21 protein-coding genes and 9 tRNA genes are annotated in these 21,012 nt (G+C 57.6%); 5 read left to right on the top strand and 25 right to left on the bottom strand.

All coding sequences use genetic code 11. The features are described from left to right. Positions 1 to 53: 53 nt before the first annotated feature. The 3 genes from VGL70_14995 to rlmB form a co-directional block, all read right to left on the bottom strand. A tRNA-Tyr gene (locus VGL70_14995) sits at positions 54 to 139 on the bottom strand. A 92-nt stretch (positions 140 to 231) separates the two neighbouring features. Continuing rightward, positions 232 to 306: transfer RNA gene (locus VGL70_14990), tRNA-Thr, on the bottom strand. A gap of 231 nt (positions 307 to 537) precedes the next feature. Next, positions 538 to 1,302 (bottom strand): 23S rRNA (guanosine(2251)-2'-O)-methyltransferase RlmB, encoded by a 765-nt coding sequence (gene rlmB, locus VGL70_14985; GenBank protein HEY3304828.1) that lies wholly within the window; start codon positions 1,300 to 1,302, stop codon positions 538 to 540. A gap of 65 nt (positions 1,303 to 1,367) precedes the next feature. On the opposite strand from rlmB, the gene lptF reads away from it, so the two are divergent. After that, positions 1,368 to 2,564 carry an LPS export ABC transporter permease LptF gene (gene lptF / locus VGL70_14980; protein ID HEY3304827.1) on the top strand — a complete coding sequence of 399 codons (1,197 nt, stop codon included), beginning with the start codon at positions 1,368 to 1,370 and terminating at the stop codon, positions 2,562 to 2,564. 4 nt (positions 2,565 to 2,568) lie between these two features. Beyond that, a complete protein-coding gene (gene lptG / locus VGL70_14975; protein HEY3304826.1) occupies positions 2,569 to 3,681 on the top strand; it encodes an LPS export ABC transporter permease LptG in 1,113 nt (370 codons plus the stop codon). 3 nt (positions 3,682 to 3,684) lie between these two features. On the opposite strand, the gene argC is transcribed toward lptG, so the two are convergent. From argC to VGL70_14865, 22 genes are all read right to left on the bottom strand, one after another. Next, complete coding sequence (gene argC / locus VGL70_14970; protein HEY3304825.1) at positions 3,685 to 4,752, bottom strand: N-acetyl-gamma-glutamyl-phosphate reductase; 1,068 nt, start codon at positions 4,750 to 4,752, stop codon at positions 3,685 to 3,687. Between the two features lie 5 nt (positions 4,753 to 4,757). Then, positions 4,758 to 5,150 (bottom strand): 30S ribosomal protein S9, encoded by a 393-nt coding sequence (rpsI, locus tag VGL70_14965; GenBank protein ID HEY3304824.1) that lies wholly within the window; start codon positions 5,148 to 5,150, stop codon positions 4,758 to 4,760. Between the two features lie 10 nt (positions 5,151 to 5,160). Then, complete coding sequence (gene rplM, locus VGL70_14960; protein ID HEY3304823.1) at positions 5,161 to 5,601, bottom strand: 50S ribosomal protein L13; 441 nt, start codon at positions 5,599 to 5,601, stop codon at positions 5,161 to 5,163. A 102-nt stretch (positions 5,602 to 5,703) separates the two neighbouring features. Further along, a tRNA-Asp gene (locus VGL70_14955) sits at positions 5,704 to 5,780 on the bottom strand. A 76-nt stretch (positions 5,781 to 5,856) separates the two neighbouring features. Continuing rightward, a tRNA-Val gene (locus VGL70_14950) sits at positions 5,857 to 5,931 on the bottom strand. A 79-nt stretch (positions 5,932 to 6,010) separates the two neighbouring features. Further along, positions 6,011 to 6,283, bottom strand: a complete 273-nt coding sequence (locus VGL70_14945) for an HU family DNA-binding protein (GenBank protein HEY3304822.1) — start codon at positions 6,281 to 6,283, stop codon at positions 6,011 to 6,013. 101 nt (positions 6,284 to 6,384) lie between these two features. Next, positions 6,385 to 8,847 carry an endopeptidase La gene (gene lon, locus VGL70_14940; protein HEY3304821.1) on the bottom strand — a complete coding sequence of 821 codons (2,463 nt, stop codon included), beginning with the start codon at positions 8,845 to 8,847 and terminating at the stop codon, positions 6,385 to 6,387. A 14-nt stretch (positions 8,848 to 8,861) separates the two neighbouring features. Continuing rightward, positions 8,862 to 10,115 (bottom strand): ATP-dependent Clp protease ATP-binding subunit ClpX, encoded by a 1,254-nt coding sequence (gene clpX / locus VGL70_14935; GenBank protein ID HEY3304820.1) that lies wholly within the window; start codon positions 10,113 to 10,115, stop codon positions 8,862 to 8,864. A 12-nt stretch (positions 10,116 to 10,127) separates the two neighbouring features. Further along, positions 10,128 to 10,721 (bottom strand): ATP-dependent Clp endopeptidase proteolytic subunit ClpP, encoded by a 594-nt coding sequence (clpP, locus tag VGL70_14930; GenBank protein HEY3304819.1) that lies wholly within the window; start codon positions 10,719 to 10,721, stop codon positions 10,128 to 10,130. A 33-nt stretch (positions 10,722 to 10,754) separates the two neighbouring features. Beyond that, a complete protein-coding gene (tig, locus tag VGL70_14925) occupies positions 10,755 to 12,071 on the bottom strand; it encodes a trigger factor (GenBank protein HEY3304818.1) in 1,317 nt (438 codons plus the stop codon). Positions 12,072 to 12,089: 18 nt separating this feature from the next. Next, positions 12,090 to 12,172 (bottom strand) — tRNA-Leu (locus VGL70_14920). A 135-nt stretch (positions 12,173 to 12,307) separates the two neighbouring features. Beyond that, a tRNA-Lys gene (locus VGL70_14915) sits at positions 12,308 to 12,383 on the bottom strand. A gap of 92 nt (positions 12,384 to 12,475) precedes the next feature. Next, positions 12,476 to 12,553 (bottom strand) — tRNA-His (locus tag VGL70_14910). Positions 12,554 to 12,569: 16 nt separating this feature from the next. Beyond that, a tRNA-Arg gene (locus tag VGL70_14905) sits at positions 12,570 to 12,646 on the bottom strand. A gap of 95 nt (positions 12,647 to 12,741) precedes the next feature. Continuing rightward, a tRNA-Pro gene (locus VGL70_14900) sits at positions 12,742 to 12,818 on the bottom strand. An 80-nt stretch (positions 12,819 to 12,898) separates the two neighbouring features. Continuing rightward, a complete protein-coding gene (locus VGL70_14895; protein ID HEY3304817.1) occupies positions 12,899 to 13,516 on the bottom strand; it encodes an XTP/dITP diphosphatase in 618 nt (205 codons plus the stop codon). 18 nt (positions 13,517 to 13,534) lie between these two features. Continuing rightward, entirely contained in the window at positions 13,535 to 13,972 is a 438-nt protein-coding gene (locus tag VGL70_14890; GenBank protein ID HEY3304816.1) for a response regulator, read from the bottom strand. Between the two features lie 58 nt (positions 13,973 to 14,030). Beyond that, the gene (rph, locus tag VGL70_14885; GenBank protein ID HEY3304815.1) at positions 14,031 to 14,768 is read right to left on the bottom strand and encodes a ribonuclease PH; all 738 of its coding nucleotides are present in this window, start codon (positions 14,766 to 14,768) and stop codon (positions 14,031 to 14,033) included. A gap of 142 nt (positions 14,769 to 14,910) precedes the next feature. Next, positions 14,911 to 16,329, bottom strand: coding sequence for an aldehyde dehydrogenase family protein (locus VGL70_14880; GenBank protein HEY3304814.1), 1,419 nt, complete (start codon positions 16,327 to 16,329; stop codon positions 14,911 to 14,913). A gap of 31 nt (positions 16,330 to 16,360) precedes the next feature. Then, on the bottom strand, positions 16,361 to 17,320 hold the full coding sequence (locus VGL70_14875; GenBank protein ID HEY3304813.1) for an HD domain-containing protein: 960 nt from the start codon (positions 17,318 to 17,320) through the stop codon (positions 16,361 to 16,363). Positions 17,321 to 17,322: 2 nt separating this feature from the next. Then, positions 17,323 to 17,631, bottom strand: a complete 309-nt coding sequence (locus VGL70_14870) for a YggT family protein (GenBank protein ID HEY3304812.1) — start codon at positions 17,629 to 17,631, stop codon at positions 17,323 to 17,325. An 8-nt stretch (positions 17,632 to 17,639) separates the two neighbouring features. After that, complete coding sequence (locus VGL70_14865) at positions 17,640 to 18,362, bottom strand: YggS family pyridoxal phosphate-dependent enzyme (protein ID HEY3304811.1); 723 nt, start codon at positions 18,360 to 18,362, stop codon at positions 17,640 to 17,642. A 97-nt stretch (positions 18,363 to 18,459) separates the two neighbouring features. Here VGL70_14865 and VGL70_14860 point away from each other — a divergent pair, with 97 nt between their 5' ends. Genes VGL70_14860 through VGL70_14850 form a run of 3 tightly spaced genes read left to right on the top strand, consistent with a single transcriptional unit; the run spans position 18,460 to position 21,006 of the window. Further along, entirely contained in the window at positions 18,460 to 19,953 is a 1,494-nt protein-coding gene (locus tag VGL70_14860; GenBank protein HEY3304810.1) for a CheR family methyltransferase, read from the top strand. After that, positions 19,950 to 20,432, top strand: a complete 483-nt coding sequence (locus tag VGL70_14855) for a chemotaxis protein CheW (GenBank protein HEY3304809.1) — start codon at positions 19,950 to 19,952, stop codon at positions 20,430 to 20,432. Before VGL70_14860 ends, VGL70_14855 begins: the two co-directional genes overlap by 4 nt. Beyond that, positions 20,425 to 21,006 carry a chemotaxis protein CheW gene (locus VGL70_14850; GenBank protein ID HEY3304808.1) on the top strand — a complete coding sequence of 194 codons (582 nt, stop codon included), beginning with the start codon at positions 20,425 to 20,427 and terminating at the stop codon, positions 21,004 to 21,006. The genes VGL70_14855 and VGL70_14850 overlap by 8 nt, the downstream gene beginning before the upstream one ends. Positions 21,007 to 21,012 lie beyond the last annotated feature (6 nt).

Below are 21,012 nucleotides of genomic sequence, written 5' to 3'. Positions count from 1 at the left end.
CGACCCCGAGCTTGGAAGGCTCGCGCTCTACCAACTGAGCTATTCCCGCATGATGGTGGAGAGGGCAGGATTCGAACCTACGAAGCCTTACGGCGGCAGATTTACAGTCTGCTCCCTTTGGCCACTCGGGAACCTCTCCTCCACTGTCTGGTCCTCCACTGTCTGGAAAACGAATCCGACCGTTCACGATTTTTGAGTCAACGCAAATGCTACCGCCGAATCTTGTTGCACTGGAGCTGGCGATAGGACTTGAACCTACAACCTGCTGATTACAAATCAGCTGCTCTGCCATTGAGCTACGCCAGCTTTGAATTCGAAACGAACCATACCGCGCGCCGACGCGAAACTCTCCTGCTGGCCTTAAAAAAAGAAGTGAATAAGTTCCGTTTTGAATGTATGGGCTACGGCCCTTAGACAGATGACAGCTACCCGGGCTAGCTATTGTAAACCATTATATAAAGCACCTCCACAACTGGATGTCAACACTTTTTTACCTTTTTACCCTAATTTTCTGCCTGTTTAGGGCCCCCAGGAAACTTACCGGTGCTCAGCTTGAAGGGGGCCTTGCTGCCTTGCCAGTTCATAGAGACATATTCCTCCGGCTACGGCGACGTTTAACGAAGAAACTTTTCCGAGCATAGGTATGGAAACTAAAAAGTCGCACTCACGGCGGATCAATGGACGCAAGCCTGTGCCTTCCGATCCCAGGACCACGGCCACTTTTTCCGGATAGCGCCGTTCGAAGATTGATTCCGGCGCCGCCGCATCGAGACCCACGATCCAACAGCCGGCTTCTTTAAGAGCTTGAAGAGCACGACTCAAATTGGAAACCCGATAAATTTTCAAGTAGTTAGCCGCTCCGGCCGAGCTTTTGACCACGGCCGGCGTCACACCTACCGCGCGATCCTTTGGGATCACGACATGAGAAACGCCCGCACCATCGGCACAGCGCAAGAGAGCGCCAAAATTCCGTGGATCGGTTAAACCATCGAGGACCAAGACCCGCCCCTGGGCGGCGGATGCTAAGGCCTGGAGCAGTTGAGCAAAAGGAAGATAGCCATATGGAGCGGTGTTGGCCGCGACACCTTGATGAGAGCCGCCTTCGGTGAGGAGATCAAGCCGGTGCGCATCGACGTAACCGACCGGCACATGATGGCGACGAGCCTCTTCGATAACGGAGTTGAGACGGGCGCTTTCGCGGCCCTTGACGATCATGAGCTCAAATACCTGCTCGGGCGAGCTTCTGAGCTTCTCCAGCACCGGATTGAGACCAAAAATAACCAGCGGCTTCGGCTTCTCCATAATTTCCCATTCTTTCTCATGCGCCGTTTTACAAAAAAGATTGCACCAGATAACATGTTTACATCGTGAAGCGGACACTGACTACTTATCTCGCCTCAGAAGTGCTTCCTCCCTTTCTTTTCGGACTCATGGCTTTCACGCTCATTCTCTTGGTCGGGCGCATTCTTAAGCTTGTTGAGTTGGTGGTCAACCGCGGGGTTCCCATTCTCGAAATCGGCAAGTTGTTCGCGTTGGTTCTCCCCACGTTCCTCGAAATGACGGTGCCGATGGCGCTGTTGCTCGGAATATTCTTGGGACTCGGCAGGCTGTCGACCGATCATGAGATTCTCGCGCTCAAGGCCTCCGGGATCAGCCCCGTCCAAATTCTTTTGCCGGTCGGCGTTATCGCCTTGATTGTTTCTCTGGTCACCTTGCTCATCACCACCCAGATTCGACCGGGCGCAAACGCCGCGCTCAGGACGGCGCTTTACGACATCGCCAAGAATCGCGTCGCCAGTGGATTGAAAGAAAAAGTTTTCAACGATGAGTTTCCCAAGGTTCTCATATACATCGAAGAACTCGTGCCCCCGGGGGAAACCGCCAAGGGGGTGCTCATCGTCGATCGACGCAAGGCGGATCGCGAGCAAGACATCTTCGGCAAAGTGGCTTTCATATTCTCGGATGAAGAGACGCAAACCATCAATTTCAAGCTCTTCGAAGGCACGGTCTACGAGAGGCAACAGAAGCGGCCGGGCTTCAGCCGCACCAGCTTCAACACCTATGATTTCAGGCTCGATCCCGAGGACATCCTGGGGCCCAGCCGGCAGAAAAATCCCGAGCCCAAAGAGATGTCGTTCGAGCGACTAAGAAAAACCATCCAACGCAAAGGAGAACAGGGCCTTCAGGTCACGGCGGAGCTGATCGAACTCCATCAGAGATTTTCCTTCGCCTTCGCTCCGCTCACTTTGTGTTTTCTTGCCGTCGCCCTGGTCATGGTGCCGGCGCGTTCGCGCGCCAGCCGGTCCTGGGGTTTCGCCCTATGTCTATCCTGGCTGCTTACCTACTATGCCTTACTTTCCCTGGGCAAGGCTTTGGGGGAAAGGCAGATACTTCCGGCGGCGCTTGCCGCCTGGCTTCCCAACATTGTTCTCACCCTCACGGCGTTTCATTTTTTTCGCAAGGCGCTGAAAGAATCCCCTTTTTTAATCCAAGCTAAGTTGGAAGACTGGTCTTTCTCCTTAACGCGCCGAATCGCAATCTTACGACAGGGAAGAACCGTCTAATCCCATGGAAAAAATCTCAGCTATCGTCTCCTGGTCTTTCGGCGGCATTCTGGACCGTTATCTCATCCGCGGCTTTCTAAAGGTCGTCGCGATCAGCCTCCTGTGCACCACCAGCCTATATCTCATCGTCGATTTCTTCGATCGGATCGACGGCGTTCTCAAATCGGGCGCGTCCGTGTGGGCGGCGAGCCGCTATTTTCTCTATAAGTTGCCGGTTTTGATGTCGCGGGTTTTTGGCTTTGCCGTCCTATTCTCCGTTTTGTTTTCCATCGGCATGCTGTCGCGTACTCAAGAGATCACCGCCATGCGCGCCAACGGTCTCAGCATTTACCGGATTTCACTGCCGCTGTTTATCTCATCGCTCCTGATCTCAGCCCTCAATTTTGCCTGGAACGAGGCGCTCGTGCCCGTCTTCACCCGAGAGTCTCAGTACATTTACAAAACGGAAGTTAAAAAGAAAGAGCCGAAGAGCCTACTCGGCACCAAGGACATGTGGATCCGCTCGGAGGAGGCTTTTATCAGCGTGAACCGATTCGATACGAAAAACAGCGTGCTCGAAGGGCTCACGATCTTTCTTTTGAATCGGGATTTTACCTTGAGAGGTTTCATCGAAGTGCCGTCGGCGCGCTGGAACGGCGCTCGCTGGCAGCCGCAGCGGGCGATCGAATGGGTCCTGCTTCCCAACGGCGGAATGGACCAACGGGAGGGCGACGTTGCCATCCCGATCTCCGAGACGCCCGAAGATTTGAAACTGCTCTCCCGCGATCCCGAAGAGTTCAGCTTCCTGGATCTCAAGAAGCAGGTCGCGGATCTCCAGGAGAAAGGAATCGACGCCACGGAGCAAAAAGTCGATCTCCACGTGAAATTGGCGGTTCCGCTTGTCTCGCTCTTGATGGCGCTGCTGGCCATCCCCTTTGCCACCCGGCACAACCGCGGCGGAGGCCTGACCCTGAGCTTCGGACTCACCATGCTGATCGGTTTTGGCTACTGGTTCTTGCTCGCTTTTTGTATTTCCCTCGGCCATAGCGGCGCCATACCCGCCTGGTTGGCGGCATGGGTTCCCAACATCACCATAGCCATGGTGGGGCTGTATTTCTATTCGACTGCTGAGGAGTAGTCGCTAGGGTACGAGAGCGGTTTCCCGAAGGCCTTCGGTCTCCGCCCACCCGTACATCAGATTCATATTCTGCACCGCCTGCCCGGCGGCGCCTTTGACCAGATTGTCGATCGCCGTGATCACCACCAGCCGCTCGGTGGGGGAATCGTAGCGGAATCCGATGGCGCAGTCGTTCGATCCTCGAACGTCTTTGGTTTGCGGAAACATGCCCGCCGGCAGGATGCGAATGAACGGCTCATCCCGATAAAATTTTCGGTAAAGCTTGGCCAAATCATCCTCGTCGGGAGCGCTCTTGAGCTCCACGTACATCGTGGAAAGTATCCCGCGGTTCATGGGAACGATATGCGGCGCGAATAGGACGGCGACCGGCTCGCCGCCCAACTCGCCCAGCTCCTGCTCGATTTCCGGCGCGTGGCGGTGAACGCCGACGTTGTACGCCTTGAAGTTTTCATTGACCTCGCTAAAGGAGAGGTCCACCGCGCTGCTTCGGCCCGCTCCAGTCGTGCCGGATTTGGCGTCGATCACGACCGTTCCCCGAACCATTTTTTCATCGAACAAAGGTGCCAAACCCAGAACGGCGCCGGTAGGATAACAGCCCGGGTTGGCCACCAAACGCGCTTTGCCGATCGCGCTACGATGGATCTCCGTCAGTCCATAAACGGCTTCGTCCAAAAACTGAGCGGCCTTGTGCGCCCGATACCAACGCTGATACACCTTCGGATCGTGCAAACGAAAGTCCGCGCTCAAGTCGATGACCCGTTTGGAGCGCTGCACCAGCCCGGCGACGACGTCCATGGATGTTTCGTGCGGCAGAGCGGCGAAGGCGAGTTCGCAGTGAGAAGCGATTTTTTCGACCTGAAGCTCTTCCAGAGCGAGGTCGCACTTTCCTGCAAGCGCCGGATAAATCTCGCTCACCCGCTTGCCGGCATACTGCTGCGAGGTCACTGCCGTTAGATGGACTCGAGGATGGCGGAGCAGGATTCTTAGCAGCTCGACTCCGGCGTATCCCGTGGCCCCAAGCACGGCCACGGACAGAGTCTCGTGCTTCGCAGCGGATTTTTTCTCAGGCAAGGATTTCAACGCTTGGAGTATTGCGGCCGTTTCCGCGCCTTGTGGCGGCCGTATTTCTTGCGCTCGACCGCGCGCGGGTCACGGGTGACGAATCCGGCTTTTTTGAGCGGCACGCGAAAGTCGGCATTCGCTTGCATAAGAGCGCGGGTAATTCCATGGCGAATGGCGCCCGCCTGGCCGGAGATGCCTCCGCCTTGTACATTGACTTCGGTGTCGAAACTCCCCGTTGTCTGAGTCACCTGAAAAGGCTGAAGCACGACCATGCGCGCGGTTTCACGCCCGAAATACTCCTCCAGGGTGCGGTCGTTGACCCTTAGGTTGCCCTTGCCCTCTTTCAAATTGATCCGCGCGACCGACGTTTTGCGTCTTCCGGTAGCCGAAAAAACTTTTTGCGCCATCGCTTTACTCCTAGGCTCTGATCGTCAAGGTTTGCGGTTTTTGCGCCGCATGGGGATGATCGCCGCCAGCATAAACTTTCAACTTGGTGCGCAGCTTGCGACCCAGACGGCTCTTGGGCAGCATGCCTTTTACGGCCAACCAAACGAGATGCTCCGGCTTCTCGGCCAACATTTTCTCCGCGGCGGTGACCCGAATCCCGCCGGGATATTCCGAATGGCGATAGTACAGCTTCTTCTTCGGCTTGGTGCCCGTGAGCTTGACGTCGCGCGCGTTGATCACGATCACGAAGTCGCCGCCATCCACGTGGCGCGTGAAGCCGGGTTTATGCTTCCCCCTGAGCACCCTCGCGATTTCGGTGGCGAGCCGCCCCAAAACCTTTCCCGCGGCATCGACGATGAACCACTGGCGTTGCGCCAGTGCCTCGCTGTTTTTCATCTGAAACGTGCCCATGTTCTCCAACTAATGAGGGATGCAACTTCCCCTTCGCCTTCCTCCGCCAGAGGTGGATCCGCTCCTCTCTGCGGCGGAGCCTCTCGTCCTTTCGCGATAAAATGGCGGGGCCGACGAGACTCGAACTCGCGACCTCCGGCGTGACAGGCCGGCGTTCTATCCAGCTGAACTACGACCCCGATGAACAAGTCAAAAGTTAAAAAGGCAAAAGTCAAAAATCAGAAAACTTTTTACTTTTGCCTTTTTACTTTGCTCTGGTGGGCGGTACAGGATTTGAACCTGTGACCCCCGGCTTGTAAGGCCGATGCTCTCCCGCTGAGCTAACCGCCCCCTTCGGATGAAAACACCAGCCCGTTCTTGCTCAAGGCCACTCTATGCCGATTTCGATCTGGAATCAAAAACGAACGGATCAGCCGAGAGATTCTTTCAAGCCCTTACCCGCCTTAAACTTAGCGGCTCGAGAGGAAGCTATTTGAATCGTCTCCCCCGTCTTCGGATTTCTTCCCGTCCGCGCCTTGCGCTCGGACACCGAGAAAGTTCCAAAGCCGGAGATGTTGACCTTGTCACCGCTCTTCAGCGCGCCGACGATATCGTCGAACAGTCCGTTGACGATTTCTTCGGCCTTTTGCTTGGGAAGCGCGGCCTTGCTTGCTATCGAATCGATCAGTTCGGCTTTAGTCATGACTCTCCCGTCGTGAGCCAAAAAATGAGCGCACAAGAATATGCCGATTCTTATAACAGCCGGCGGGTTCGGGGTCAACCCGTTTGCGAGGCCAAGCTCTCTTATTGGGGCAGGATTTGCGCTCCGGGGGCGTCTTCTTCCTTCTCCTCGAAGCCGGGCGGCTCTTCCTTAGATTCCGGTTCCGTCTTGTTTTTGAAGAGGCTCTCAGGGTCGGTGAGGATCAAAGCCTTCTTCAGAACCGCGTCCATGTGCGACACCAGAATCAGATCGACCGACTTAAGAATAGTGGAAGGGATATCCTCGATGTCCTTTTCATTCTCCTCCGGCACCAGGATGGTTTTTATGCCGCCGCGATGGGCCGCCAAAACCTTCTCCTTTAGACCGCCGATGGGAAGAACTCTTCCCCTTAGTGTGATTTCGCCGGTCATCGCGAGGTCGTGGCGAACCGGAACGCGAATCAGGGCGGAGACGAGAGACGTAGCCATGGTGATTCCCGCCGAGGGCCCGTCCTTGGGGATCGCGCCCTCCGGCACGTGCAGATGGACATCGAGCTTCTGATAGAAATCTTTGTCCAAGCCGAGCTCGATCGCGCGCGAGCGGACGTAACTCATGGCGGCCTGCGCCGATTCTTGCATGACATCGCCGAGCTTGCCCGTGATGATGAGCTGCCCCTTGCCGGGCATAATGGTCACTTCGGTCGCGAGCAACTCACCTCCAAGTTCCGTCCATGCAAGACCGGTGGTGACGCCGATTCTCTGCTCGCCCTCGACTTTGCCGTAGCGGAATTTCGGCGGGCCCAGATGTTTGTGGAGACTCTTTCCCGATATTTGAATCTTGGCGTTGCGATCTTTCTTGACAACCTCGACGGCGACCTTGCGGCAGATCGAAGCGATCTCGCGATCAAGACTTCGAACTCCCGCTTCTTTCGTGTAATGGCGTATCAAGCCGAGAATCGAGCTGTCGGTAAAAAGAACGTTCCCCGAGCTAAGCCCATTGGCTTCGCGCTGCTTCCCGATCAAGTATTTTTTAGCGATGTTCAGCTTCTCCAGCTCGGTATAGCCGGCGATTCGAATGATCTCCATGCGGTCTTGCAGCGGCCGCGGAATGCGGTCGAGCATGTTGGCTGTCGTAATGAACATGACCCTTGAGAGATCGTAGTCCAGATCCAAATAGTGATCGTTGAACGCGAAGTTTTGCTCCGGGTCCAAAACCTCCAGCAGCGCCGAAGACGGGTCGCCGCGAAAGTCCGTGGACATCTTGTCCACTTCGTCCATGAGAAAGACCGGGTTGCTGGAGCCCGCCTTCTTCATCGACTGGATGATCTTCCCCGGCAGCGCGCCGATATAGGTGCGCCGATGGCCGCGGACCTCCGCCTCGTCCCGAACTCCGCCGAGAGAAACGCGGACGAATTTTCGCCCCGTGGCGCGCGCGATGGAGCGGCCCAGCGAAGTCTTGCCGACTCCCGGAGGCCCGACGAGGCAGAGGATCGGCCCCTTCATCTTGCCCACGAGGCTCTGCACCGCCAGATATTCCAGAATCCGCTGCTTCACTTTCTCCAGGCCGTAGTGGTCATCTTCGAGAACTTTCTCGGCCTCTTTGATGTCGAGCTTGTCGTCGGTAAACTCATTCCACGGCAGGCTCAAGATCCAGTCGATGTAATTTCTGACGACGGTCGCCTCCGCCGACATGGGTGACATCATCTTGAGTTTCTTGAGCTCTTTTTCGACCTTGTCGCGTGCCTCGGCCGAAAGTTTTTTCTGCTTTACCTTGTCTTCGATCTCCTGGATCTCGTTCTTGAACTCGTCTTTTTCGCCGAGTTCTTTTTGAATCGCCCGCATCTGCTCGTTCAGGTAGTATTCTTTTTGCGAGCGCTCCATCTGCTTCTTGACCCGCGAGCGGATGCGGCGTTCGACTTCGAGGATTTCGATCTCGGCGCGCATGTGGCCGAGAACTTTTTCCAGGCGCTCGGACGCGTTCAAAGTTTCTAAAAGATTCTGCCGGTCCTCGATCTTGATGCCGAGATGCGTGATGATCGTGTCGGCGAGGCGGCCCGGGTCGTCGATCGACGATACCGACATGACCATCTCCGGCGGGATCTTTTTCTTGAGTTTCACATAGTTTTCAAACGTGGTGTGGACCTCGCGGATGAGCGCTTCCACTTCCGTGTTCTTCTCCACGATCTCCGCGACATCCTCCACCTCGACCAGGAAAAAATCCGGATGATTCAAGAACCGCGAGACCTGGGCCCGTTTCTTGCCCTCGATCAGCACCTTGACGGTGCCGTCCGGGAGCTTGAGCATCTGCACCACGCTGCCGAGAACGCCGATCCGATAGATGTCGTTCTCCGTCGGCTCGTTGGTCTTGGCGTCCTTCTGCGAAGAGAGGAAGATCGGCCCCTGTTTTTGCGTCGCCTCTTCGAGCGCCTTGATCGAGCGCTGCCGGCCCACGAACAGAGGCACCACCATGTGCGGAAAGACCACGATGTCTCTTAGGGGAAGCAGCGGCACCGTCAAAACGGTCCCTTCCTTCTCTTTGTCGTCCTTTTTGTCGCTGCGAAACAACATAACCATTTTTCTCCCTATGCGCTCTCTGCCGCTTTGCTGTAAACGATGATCGGAGCCTCGTTTCGGGTCACGACTTCCTCGGAGACGACCACTTCCTTAATATTGGGTTGCGACGGCATGTCGTACATCACGTCCAGCATGATGTTTTCCATGATGGCCCGCAAGCCGCGCGCACCCGACTTTCTCTTCATCGCCTCTTTGGCGATCGCCTTTAGCGCCTCTTCGGTAAACTTGAGATGAACGCTCTCCATCTCGAAGAGCTTGGAGTACTGCTTGGTGAGAGCGTTCTTCGGCTCCTTTAAGATCCGCACCAGCGCGGTCTCTTCGAGCTCGTCCAAGGTCGCCAACACCGGCAGGCGGCCGATGAATTCGGGGATGAGGCCGAACTTCAGCAGGTCTTCGGGCTGCACTACATGCAATAGCTCGCTCGGACGTCGGCCGTCGCGCTGATCGATTTCGCCGCCGAAGCCCATCTGTTTCCGGCCGGTGCGCTTGCGAATGATGTCTTCCAGACCGACAAAGGCGCCGCCGCAGAGAAAAAGAATATTGGTCGTGTCCACCTGGAGAAATTCCTGCTGCGGGTGCTTTCTTCCCCCTTTGGGCGGCACGCTCGCCATCGTGCCTTCGATGATCTTGAGCAGCGCCTGCTGCACGCCTTCGCCGGAGACGTCGCGCGTGATCGACGGATTCTCCGACTTCCGCGAGATCTTGTCGATCTCGTCGATGTAAACGATTCCCCGCTGGGCCTTTTCCACGTCGTAGTCCGCCGCCTGGAGCAGGTTGAGGATGATATTCTCGACGTCCTCGCCCACGTACCCCGCTTCGGTGAGGCTCGTCGCGTCGGCGATCGTAAAAGGGACCTGGAGAAAGCGCGCCAAGGTTTGAGCGAGGAGCGTTTTCCCCGAGCCGGTCGGCCCGAGTAGAAGGATATTGCTTTTCTGCAGCTCGACGTCCCCCGTCACCATCTGGCTGTCGATGCGCTTATAATGGTTATGGACCGCGACGGCCAGTATCTTTTTCGCGCGTTCCTGGCCGATGACGTACTGGTCCAACACCCGCTTGATCTCGGCCGGCTTGGGGACGGTTGATGACGAAGCCAGCGCTTCTTCGTGATCGCACTCTTCCGCGATGATGTCGTTGCAGAGATCGATGCATTCGTCGCAAATGTAAACGGTCGGCCCGGCGATGAGCTTGCGGACTTCGTCCTGACTCTTGCCGCAAAAAGAGCAAACTAAATTTCCCGAACGCTCGTCGCCGTGCTTTGGCATACAATCCTCGCTTTACTTCTTGACCGGCCGGTTGGTGATCACGTCATCAACCAACCCGTATTCCTGAGCCTGCTTCCCGGTCATAAAAAAGTCGCGGTCGGTGTCCTTTTCTATCTTTTTTTGGCTTTGTCCCGTGTGCTTCACCAGGATATTGTTCAATTCTTCCCGCATCCGGAGAATCTCCCGCGCCTGAATGTCCACGTCGGTCGCGGTTCCCTGAAATCCTCCGAGCGGTTGATGGATCATGATGCGGGAGTGCGGCAGCGCGTACCTTTTCCCTTTCGTCCCGGCGGCGAGCAGGATCGCGCCCATGCTGGCGGCTTGTCCCACGCACACGGTCGAGATCTGCGGCCGCACGTATTCCATGGTGTCGTAAATGGCGAGACCGGACGTGACCGATCCCCCCGGCGTGTTTATGTAGAAAAAAATATCCCGCTCCGGATCCTCCGATTCGAGAAACAGAAGCTGAGCGGTGATGACGTTGGCGACATCGTCGTTGACAACCGTTCCGAGGAAGACGATTCGGTCCTTGAGCAGCCGCGAATAGATATCGTAGGCGCGCTCTCCCCGCCCGGTTTGCTCGACCACGATTGGAATGAAGTTCATGCTCGCCATGACTCCCTGCCACTCGAAGACATTTTAACTGTTTTTCCCCTGGGCATCAACGGCCGGCTCCACTTCTTTCATCGCGGCGTGCTGCAAAAGGTAATCGATGGTGCGATCGATGATCATTTGTGACCGAAGGTTCTCGCGCGCGTCCGCCCGGTCGTAATAATGGCGCACGGCCGGGGCCTTTTCGCCCGCGACGCGGGCTGTCTCTTCGACCCTTTTCTGCACCTCCGAGTCCGACACTTCGACCTTCTCGAGCTCGGCGATTTTCTCTAGAATGAGCGTTGCCTTGACTTGCCGCTTGGCGTGAGGCTGGAACCCCTTGCGCAACTCTTCGGTGGAAGGCTTCTCGCCGACAGGCGCCGTGCCCTGGGCCTTTTGCCGGCTCTGATGGCGTTCGAGCAAATAGCGGACCTGGCGATCGACCATGCTCGGCGGGACGTCGAACGAATGCGCCTCGACGAGGCGGTCTATGAGCTGCTCTTTGAGCTCCCCGGTCTGGAACTCCCTAAGCTCGGCTTCCAATTGCGCGCGGATTTTCTGTTTCAGGTCCTCGAGGGTGGAGCAATCGCCGCGGTCTTTGGCAAATTCATCGTCGAGCGGAGGCAGGACTTTGTTCTTGATTTCGCGAACGGTGACGGAAAACTGTGCCACTTTTCCGGCCAATTCTTTATTAAAATAGTCCGCAGGGTACGGCACACTAATAGTATGTTCGGTACCCTTCGTCAACCCGATGAGAGCTCCTTCGAAATCAGGCAGCGTGTTGCCGCCGCCGACCTCCAACGAATAGTTCTCGCTCTTTCCTCCGGGAAGCGGTTTGCCGTCGATCGAACCAACAAAATCGAGCGTGAGAAAATCGCCGCGCTCGACGACGTCACGGTCTTCCACGGGAACCAACTGGGCGTAGGCGTCCCGGATACGTTCAAGCGTTCGCTCCACTTGATCATCATCGACTGAAAGCCGGGCTTTCTTTAGCTCCAGTCCACGATAGTCTTTCACCTCGATATCGGGCTTCACCTCTACCATCGCCGAGAACACAAAGTCTCTCCCCTCCTCAAGGGCGTCCGTCTCGACTTCCGGCTCCGAAATAACCTTCAGCCCGCGTTGCTTGAAGACCTCGCCGAGCGATTGCTCCACGAGGCGCGTCAGCACCTGCCCTTTAACTTCGTCGCCGTACACCCCCTGTAAGACGGAGCGGGGAACTTTCCCGGGTCGAAAACCTTTGATCTTCGCGCGCTGGCTCAGGTTTTCATACACGCTCAGAAACTCCTTCTTGACGGCGTCGCCGGGAAGCTCCACGCGGATCTTTCTTTGGGTCGGACTGACCACGTCAACGTCGATTTTCATCGGGTGTAGATGGCTTTTTGGTGCGAGAGGGGGGACTCGAACCCCCACGGTTGCCCGCTAGATCCTAAGTCTAGTGCGTCTGCCAGTTCCGCCACTCTCGCATTCTCTGATCGGAATTCTGAAAGCAACCAGGCTGAAGAAAAAGAGTAGGAAACCAGCGCTGCTAAGTCAAGGCTAAAGCGAATGAAACGGCGGCATCGCTTGGAACCGGGAGTCGTACAAATGCATGTTTAAAATGGTGGGCCGCCCCGGGATCGAACCGAGGACCCGCTGATTAAGAGTCAGCTGCTCTACCAACTGAGCTAGCGGCCCGCATCCGAGCTGCGCTCGGAATTTCAGATCTCAAATTTCAGATTTCAAAATCTTTGCGATCTGAAATCTGAGATTTGCCATCCCGAAGGGCTTGGGGTGAGTGAAGGGATTTGAACCCTCAACCCCTGGAGCCACAGTCCAGTGCTCTAACCTAATTGAGCTACACTCACCGCATCGCAAACAGACTGGCGCGCCAGAAGGGATTCGAACCCCTGACCTACGGCTTAGAAGGCCGTTGCTCTATCCACCTGAGCTACTGGCGCCTTGAAAAGTGAGCAGTGAGGAAGTGAGCGGTAAGCAGTCTCCACAACCGCCGCCTCTTTACTGCTCACTCCTCACGTCTCACTGCTCACTATTTTGGTCGGGGCGAGACGATTTGAACGTCCGACCCCCTGCGCCCAAGGCAGGTGCGCTACCAGGCTGCGCTACGCCCCGTCAAAGCCAAACCAATTCATTCTACACAGGCAAAGGTTGAAATCAACCCCGAAAAATCTCTGCCTCCACTGGAATCGGAGTCAAGGTCTTCCTTGGAACGACGGCAGCGAGGATAAGGCTTCGATGAGTTGTTTTAGTGCCCGGCCTCTGTGGCTAACGTGGCTCTTGGCTTCACGTTCGAGCTCGCCGAAGGTGCAACCCAGCGGCGGATAAAAGAACAGCGGGTCGTAGCCGAAGCCGTTCTTTCCTCTTGGAGCGAAAGTAATCCTGCCTTCACACTCCGCGCGGAAGAGCCACTCTTCACCACCCAACGCTGAAGGCGCGCACAAAGCGAGCACACAGACAAAGCGCGCACCGCGCTTCTCCTCAGAAACGCTCGACAGAGCTTGAAGCAACTTTTGGTTATTGCGGGCGTCATTGCCATCTTCGCCGCTGTAGCGCGCCGAGTGCACGCCCGGCGCCCCACCGAGCGCGTCCACTTCCAGCCCGGAATCGTCCGCCAATGTCAAACGTCCGCAGAACGCAGCCAACGTGCGGGCCTTTTTACGCGCGTTGTCTTCGAATGTCTTTCCGTCTTCAACAACGCTCGGGCGGTTCTTGAGCGCTCCTAGAGGAAGAACTTGAACGGGTAGTTCCCTGAGAGATCCCTCGATCTCCGCAAGTTTGCCCTCATTGGTGGTAGCTACTAAAAGCTCCATTCATTGGGATCTGAGGGGTTATCTTCTTTCCGAGCCGCTTCCCGTCTTGGTCGCGACCGGCTCGGACACATTCTCTTTCGAAGCGTTGGCTTGCTGGAGGAGCTTTCTTATCGCCTGGTCGAGTTCTCTGTAGGTGAAGGGCTTGGCCAGGTAGTCGTTGCAGCCTGCGGCCAGGCATTTTTCGCGTTCTCCGGGTCCTGTCAGAGCGGTAGCGGCGAGAATGGGTATCGAGGCCGTTTTCGAGTTCTCGCGAATACGCATCGTTGCCTCGTGGCCGCTCAACTTCGGCAGTTTCATATCCATGACGATCACGTCGGGAAGCAAATGGGCGGCGAACGCCACGGCCTGATGGCCATCTTCGGCGATCAGCACATCGTAGCCGACAACGCTCAATTCGCGCTGTATGATGTCGCTCGTGTCGGGGTGATCTTCGACCAGCAGCACGCGCTTCCTCATTGTTGCAAACCTCCTCGGTGCGTTTCTATCGGCAGAAAGACGGCAAACTTAAATTTTTCTAAACACTTTTCGTCAAATACATTTCATTCAATACCCTTTTCTGCGCTTTGATGAGCTCGCGTATACCCTGTTGGGCGACCTCGGTCAGGCGGTCGAGCTTCTTCCTGGTAAAGGGCACGTGCTCGGCGGTTCCCTGGACCTCGATGAACTTGCCCGAACCGGTCATCACAATGTTCATGTCCACTTCGGCGCGGCTGTCTTCCGCGTAGTTGAGATCGAGAAGCACTTTTCCGTCCACGATCCCGATGCTTACAGCGGCCACGGCATCGCGCACCGGCGATTTCTCGATGATTCCGTTCTTTACCCAGCGGCGCACTCCTTCGACAAGCGCCACGTACGCGCCGGTGATCGAGGCGGTCCGCGTCCCGCCGTCGGCTTGAATCACGTCGCAATCGATCCAGACGGTTTTTTCGCCAAATAATTTTAAGTCGGCGATCGCGCGCAAGCTCCGCCCGATGAGCCGCTGGATCTCGTGCGTCCTGCCGCCGATCTTGCCGCGCGACGACTCGCGCGCGATCCGCTCCTGCGAAGAACCCGGCAGCATTCCGTACTCGGCCGTGATCCATCCCTTGCCGCTGTTGCGGAGAAACGGCGGCACGCGATCTTCGAGCTTGGCGGTGCAGATCACGCGCGTATCGCCGACCTCGATCAGCACCGAGCCGTCGGCGTGCTTGATATAGCCGGGAGTGATGAGGATGGACCTCAGTTCTCTATCTTTGCGGCCGTCGGTTCTCATTTTTGTCCGTTGGCTGTTTGGCAGAATCCAGTAGGCAGTCGGCAGTATGCAGTAAGCAGCAAAAGAAACCCGAGTTTTTTCTGACTACTGCTTTCTGCGTACTGCTTACTCAACTGTTGCCGTCGGGGGACACGAACTGCTGCTAACTGTTCAGGTGGAACACGATCATCTTGAGCTCAGTCATCTCTTCGACGGCGTAGCGCGGGCCTTCCTTGCCGAAGCCGGATTCTTTGAGGCCGCCGTAAGGCATGAGATCGACACGCCATTGCGGCCCCCAATTGATATGGAGGTTCCCGGCCTCCGCCTCGCGCGCGAACTTCATCGCCCATTCGACGTTCTCGGTGAAGATGCCGGCGGCCAAACCATACACGCTGTCGTTGGCGAGCGCGATCGCGTCTTCGATCGTATCGAACGGCGTAACCGCCACGGCGGGACCGAATAGCTCGTCGCGGGAAATGCGCATATCGGGCTTCACGTCGGCCACGACCGCCGGGACGTAGATGGCGCCGCGCCTGCCGCCGCCGGCCGCCAACCGCGCGCCGCCTGCGACCGCTTCCTGAATCCAATCCTCGACGCGGGACGCTTCGCTCTCTTTGACCATCGGTCCGACCTTGGTTTTTTCGTCGAGTTGGTTGCCCGTCGCCAACGATTCCACTTTAGGCTTCAGCGCGCCGAGAAAATCGCCGTAGATTTTTCTTGCCGTGAGCACCCGTTGAGTCGAGATGCAGGCCTGTCCCGCGTTGGCGTATCCGGTCGCCACCACCGCGGCGGCGACTTTGTCCAAGTCGGCATCCGACATGACGATGAGCGGGCTGTTCGAGCCTAGCTCCATCGTCACCTTCTTGATGCCGGCGATGCGGCAGATCCGGTCGCCGACCTCCCGGCTGCCGGTGAAAGTGACTTTACGCACGCGCTTATCGGCGACCAAAGCGTCGCCGATCTCGCCGCCCGGGCCGGTGATGCACTGGATGCCCTCCGGCGGCAGGCCGGCTTCGAGCAACAACTCCGTCAGCTTCAGGGCCGAGAGCGGAGTATCCGACGCCGGTTTGACGATGACCGAATTGCCCGCAGCCAGCGCCGGCCCGACTTTGTGGCAGACGAGGTTCAGCGGAAAGTTGAACGGGCTGATCGCCGCGACGACGCCGCACGGCACGCGGAGCGTGAAGCCGAGTTTCTTACTTCCCGAGGGATCGCCGTCGAGCGGCACCGTCTCGCCGTGAATTCTTTTCGCTTCCTCCGCCGATCCCATCATCGTTTCGACGGCGCGATTGGCTTCCCCGCGCCCTTCCGTGATGACTTTCCCTTCTTCCCGGGAAATGATCCGGCCCAGCTCTTCGTTGCGCGCCGCCATGAGATCGGCGGCCTTGCGCAAAATTTTCCAGCGCTCATAACCGGAGAGCTTGGCCATGACTTTGGCGCCGCGCTCGGCGAAGCTGAGCGCACGCTCGATGTCGGCGGCTTCTCCCTTCGGCACGATGTCGATGACCGAATTGTCATACGGGTTCCGAACTTCGATTTTTTTCGGCTTGTCGGTCCACGATCCTGCTAAATACATTTTCATGGCTGATTTCCCCGCGAATTAGCTACCGGACTTAATCTTTCTTCCCGCCGCCCTCGCCGCGAAAAAAGCTCCGTCCATAGGCGCGGTGAAAAGAGGTCCAGCGCGCGCCCGGTTCCTTTTCCATCAGGTACTGGATGCTTTGAATCTTGCCGTCCAGATCGTCCAGGTAGTGGAGAATCACCGCCTCGACCGTCTGGGGTAGTTTGGGCGAGCCGAACTCATACTGGCCGTGGTGGCTCACGAGCATGTGCTTGACGAGCAGCGCCAGCTCGGGCGGAAACTCCGGCAGCGAGCGGATTTTCTCGTCGACCTTTTCGACCTCCATCACGAGGTGGCCCAGGAGCTGGCCGCTATCGGTGTACTCCACCGCGCGGTCGTAGGAGAACTCGTAGATCTTGCCCATGTCGTGAAGGAATCCGCCGACGAGGAGCAGGTCGACGTCGATGCCGCGGTAATTCTCGACGACCTTGAGGATGAGCTTGAGCAGCGACAGCGTGTGCTCCAACAGGCCGCCGAGATAGGCGTGATGAATGCTTTTTCCCGCCGGCGACCGCTTGAACAGGTCCATGAAAGCGTCGTCGGCAAAAAACGCCTCGGTCAACGCGCGCAGATGAGGATTTTTCATGCCCCGTAATATCGTCATCAGTTCTTCCGCCATCACCTCGGGATCGTATGGGCTCTTGGGCAGAAAGTCCTCGGCCGCGACTTCGGTTTCGTTGACGCGAACTACGTCATGCACGCGGATCTGAAGCTTCCCTTGGTAGAGAGTCGCCTGGCCGCGCACGCGCACGTAGTCGCTTTTCTCAAATCCTCGCGCCAGATCGTTCGCCCGGTCCCATACCCTGCCCTCGATCTCGCCGCTGCGATCGAGGAGCTTGAGGATCAGATAGCCGCTGCCGGATTTGGTCACGCCCTGGTTCTTGGCCGCGCACATGAATACCGTGTCGACCTGCTGGTTCTCGCGAATATCGCCGACGAACAACAGTTTCATTTTCAACTCGCGTAGCGGAGCGATTGCGCCAAGTCGTAAAGCGAGCGGATTAAGAATAGCTGGAGAAAGTAAATCACCACGAACACGATTATAGGAGAAAAATCGATGCCGCCCGCGTAGAGCGGAAACAGCCGGCGCACACGGTAAAGAACCGGCTCGGTCGCGCTGTAGAGAAAGCGGACGATCGGATTATACGGATCGGCGTTGACCCAAGAGATCACCGCGCGCGCAATCATGATCCACATGTAGAGCCAGAGCAACGTGTTCAATACCGCCGCTAAGGCTTCAACGAGGTTGGCTACAATGAACATAGAGTCCGTTACGCAGTCCGCGGGCCGAAGATGGCCGTTCCAATGCGTACGAGCGTCGCGCCTTCTTCGATGGCAACCGAAAAGTCGTGCGTCATACCCATCGATAGCTCCTTGAGATCGAGGTTCGGCGCTTTCAGCGTCGTTAGCCGGTCGCGCAACTCGCTGAGCGCGCGGAAATAGGGCCGGACATCTTCGGGACTTTCGCGGAAGGGCGGCACAGCCATCAAGCCTTCTATCCTTATATAAGACAGTTTGCCGATCTCCTCCAGCAGCGGCGCGACGCGTCCTCGGGCGACTCCGCTCTTGCTTTCCTCGCCGGCCAGATTGACTTCGATGAAAGCGCGCGCGGGCCGCTCCCTCTGCTTCGCTTCCCTGTCCAACGCCCGCGCCAGCTCCACGCTGTCCAACGTTTGTATCACGGCGAAAAGATCGCAAGCCGTTTTGACCTTGTTGCGCTGGAGGTGGCCGATCATGTGCCACTCGACCGATCCGCCCATGGCGGATGGCCGTTGTAACGATCCCCCGAGAGCGGATCTTTTGGCCTCGGCCTCCTGGACGTAATTTTCGCCGAAGAGCCGGATCCCGGCCCCGATCGCCGCCCGGATTTTGTCGACGGTTTGGGACTTGGAAGCTGCCAGGAGTTTTATCTCTTTCGGATTCCTGCCTGAGCGTGAAGCCGCTTCGCCCATGCGCTCCAAGACTTCGCGGCAATTGGCGGCGACGTCGACCATGAACGTCCTTTGAATATCATATTCACCGCTATAAATCACTCCTGCTTTTGAGAATCAACTTGACTTTCCCAGAGTCAAAATTTACCCTTGCCCAGAGATGTCTAACTCATCTCTGGCTTACACCCGAGCCGACCTCCTCCGGCTGAGAGACTTACTGGAGAAAAAGACGGGACTCTACCTCCCCGACGAGAAGCTAGGCCGCCTGGAGGAGCCATTTAAAGAACTCCATGCCGCGCTTTTGACGGCGTCGCCCCAGGAGATCATTCGCGCCATCGACGCCGGCAGCTCCGCCGGAATCGCCCATCTCGACAAATTGGTGGCGGCGATCGCCACCAACGAGACCTACTTTTTTCGCACCTCCGCCCATTTCCAGACGCTGAAGGACTATCTCATCCCGGAGCTCGTCGAGAAAAAGAAATCCCGCGGGGAGAAAACGCTCCGGATCTGGAGCGCCGGCTGCTCCACCGGAGAAGAGCCGTACTCGCTCGCCATCCTGCTGTATGAGAAGTTTCCCGCGCTCCTGCTGCCGTGGGAGATCGACATTCTCGCTACGGACATCGACCTCGAAGCGCTCGAACACGCCGAGCGGGGCCTCTACCGGCCCTGGTCGTTCAGAGGCGTAGATCCAGAGCTGATCCGGAAGTACTGGCGCCCGGTCAAGAAAGAATCGCGCCGCGTGGACGACCGCGTTCGCTCGCTGGTGAAGTTTCGTCCGCTGAACCTCGAAAGCGACCCGTATCCCGCGGCGTCGAACGGAACGAAAGATCTGGACATCATCTTCTGCCGCAACGTCACGATCTACTTTCGCCCGCATACGATCAAAAAAATCCTTAGTCGATTTCACCAGTGCCTCAATGAAGGAGGATTCCTCGTAACCGGAGCGGCGGAATATTCCCAGGCATCGTATCGACATTTCGAAGCCCGGGTGTTTCCGGAGACCATCGTTTATCAGAAGCCGTCGCCCCAAGCGGCCGCCCACTCTCCCGGCCCGCTTGCTCTCGTCTGGACCGCGCCCCTGCCGCGCCCAGCGCCGCAAGCTCCGATAAAGAAAATCCATAGGCCCGCCGCGGTGGAGCCCAACAGGCCCGACGATCCCGTAGTTAAGGCTGTGGCCTTGATATCTCAAGGCGAGGTGGACGCGGCCCTGGTGTTGCTCGCCGCCGAGGCGGAGAAGAACCCGCGTGATTCCAGTGTTTGCTTTCTGTTGGGCCAACTCGCCGCCGACCGCCACCATCTGGGCGAGGCCTCTTATTGGCTCCAGCGGACCGTCACATTGGATCCGCTGAATCTCGGCGCCCACTACTTCATGGGACTCTTGTGGATGGAAGAGGGCAAAACGGACGATGCCCTCGCCGCGATGAAGAAGACCGTTTACATCGACCCGAACTTCGCTCTGGGTCATTTTTATCTCGGCAAGATTCACAAAGCCCAGGGGAAAACGCACCAGGCGCGGCGCAACTTCGCCGTGGTCAAAAGCCTGCTCGCCTCGGCTCCCCTCTCGGACCATTTGCCCGGCGCCGAAGGGATCACCAGCCGCCAACTGCTCACGCTGGTGGACAAGGAACTCGTCCATGAAGGAACTCGTCCATGAAGGATGATCTCATACTGCTTACGTTCGCCCTCGAGCCGGTATCGTACGCGATTTCCATTCACGAGGTGCGCGAAGTGGTTCCGCTCCCCGAGCTTACGCCGCTGGCGGATGCTCCGCCTTTCGTCGCCGGCATCTTCAACCTGCGCGGAAAGGTCGTCACCGCGATCGATTTAAGACGGCGCATGGGACTCGGCCGCCGTCCATGGGACCGCAAGACGGCGATCCTCGTGACTCCTTATCAAGAGAAGCTCTTCGGGCTGATCGTCGATCAGGCGCTCTCGCTCGTCCAGATCTCGTCCGCAGAGACGGAGCCCGCCCCCGACTTCTCCGCCTTTTTGGGCAGCCTGCAGAGCCAGTTCATCGCCGGCGTGGCGAAATGGGAAGGGCGGCTCGTCCCGATCTTGAACGCCGGGCGGATTTTCTCCGTCATCGAGGCGCACGAGCTCGGAGATTGGCAAACCCCGAGGACCGATGGATGACAAAAACATAATTGTGGACGGCGGCGAGAATGGGCGCGAGGATTTTGCCGAGCTCCTGCGCGAGCGGGCCCGGATCTTGAGCGAGGTGCCGGCCCCCGAGGAAAGCGGTGAAAAGATATCGGCCCTCTCGTTCGTATTGAGCGGCGAGCTTTACGGAGTCGAGCTCAAGTACCTGGCCGAAACGCGTCAGGCGACGCCGCTACGCCGTCTGCCCTCCGCGCCGCCCCACCTCGCCGGATTGATGAATCTCCGGGGCGAGCTCGTGCCGGTGGTCGATCTGGGACCGGTCGTAGGTCTCGGCCAGAGAGAAATGGCGGCGCTGCTTCCCGCCATTCTGGTCCTTTCGCTTCAAGGAAACAAGCTGGCGCTTGCCGTCGATCAAGCCCAGGACATCCTTACGTTTCCCGCCAAGGAGCTTCAGCCGCCTCCTCTATCGCTCGAGCCCGAGCGCGCGCTTTTCATTCGGGGCGTGTACTTGACCGAGCGACGGCTGCTGAGCCTGCTCGACGTGGAAAAAATCGTCGCCGATCCCCGTTTCGCGGGGCCGGGGCGAGAAGGCTCGGAACAATTCTAGGAGAAA

This window comes from Candidatus Binatia bacterium (assembly GCA_036504975.1).
Taxonomy (GTDB): Bacteria; Desulfobacterota; Binatia; order UBA9968; family UBA9968; genus JAJPJQ01.
Note: the sequence above shows the minus strand (reverse complement) of the source record. Positions and strands in the feature narration are given on the sequence as shown.

Bases quoted from the DNA above. Each gene is read 5' to 3' on its own strand.
- tig (HEY3304818.1), bottom strand. From the start codon at position 12,071: ATGAAAATCGACGTTGACGTGGTCAGTCCGACCCAAAGAAAGATCCGC.
- lptG (HEY3304826.1), top strand. From the start codon at position 2,569: ATGGAAAAAATCTCAGCTATCGTCTCCTGGTCTTTCGGCGGCATTCTG.
- lon (HEY3304821.1), bottom strand. From the start codon at position 8,847: ATGTTGTTTCGCAGCGACAAAAAGGACGACAAAGAGAAGGAAGGGACC.
- VGL70_14945 (HEY3304822.1), bottom strand. From the start codon at position 6,283: ATGACTAAAGCCGAACTGATCGATTCGATAGCAAGCAAGGCCGCGCTT.
- VGL70_14855 (HEY3304809.1), top strand. From the start codon at position 19,950: ATGAAGGATGATCTCATACTGCTTACGTTCGCCCTCGAGCCGGTATCG.
- VGL70_14880 (HEY3304814.1), bottom strand. From the start codon at position 16,329: ATGAAAATGTATTTAGCAGGATCGTGGACCGACAAGCCGAAAAAAATC.
- rlmB (HEY3304828.1), bottom strand. From the start codon at position 1,302: ATGGAGAAGCCGAAGCCGCTGGTTATTTTTGGTCTCAATCCGGTGCTG.
- VGL70_14860 (HEY3304810.1), top strand. From the start codon at position 18,460: ATGTCTAACTCATCTCTGGCTTACACCCGAGCCGACCTCCTCCGGCTG.
- rpsI (HEY3304824.1), bottom strand. From the start codon at position 5,150: ATGGCGCAAAAAGTTTTTTCGGCTACCGGAAGACGCAAAACGTCGGTC.
- rplM (HEY3304823.1), bottom strand. From the start codon at position 5,601: ATGGGCACGTTTCAGATGAAAAACAGCGAGGCACTGGCGCAACGCCAG.
- VGL70_14890 (HEY3304816.1), bottom strand. From the start codon at position 13,972: ATGAGGAAGCGCGTGCTGCTGGTCGAAGATCACCCCGACACGAGCGAC.
- VGL70_14870 (HEY3304812.1), bottom strand. From the start codon at position 17,631: ATGTTCATTGTAGCCAACCTCGTTGAAGCCTTAGCGGCGGTATTGAAC.
- VGL70_14850 (HEY3304808.1), top strand. From the start codon at position 20,425: ATGGATGACAAAAACATAATTGTGGACGGCGGCGAGAATGGGCGCGAG.
- VGL70_14875 (HEY3304813.1), bottom strand. From the start codon at position 17,320: ATGAAACTGTTGTTCGTCGGCGATATTCGCGAGAACCAGCAGGTCGAC.
- rph (HEY3304815.1), bottom strand. From the start codon at position 14,768: ATGAGAACCGACGGCCGCAAAGATAGAGAACTGAGGTCCATCCTCATC.
- clpX (HEY3304820.1), bottom strand. From the start codon at position 10,115: ATGCCAAAGCACGGCGACGAGCGTTCGGGAAATTTAGTTTGCTCTTTT.
- VGL70_14895 (HEY3304817.1), bottom strand. From the start codon at position 13,516: ATGGAGCTTTTAGTAGCTACCACCAATGAGGGCAAACTTGCGGAGATC.
- VGL70_14865 (HEY3304811.1), bottom strand. From the start codon at position 18,362: ATGGTCGACGTCGCCGCCAATTGCCGCGAAGTCTTGGAGCGCATGGGC.
- clpP (HEY3304819.1), bottom strand. From the start codon at position 10,721: ATGAACTTCATTCCAATCGTGGTCGAGCAAACCGGGCGGGGAGAGCGC.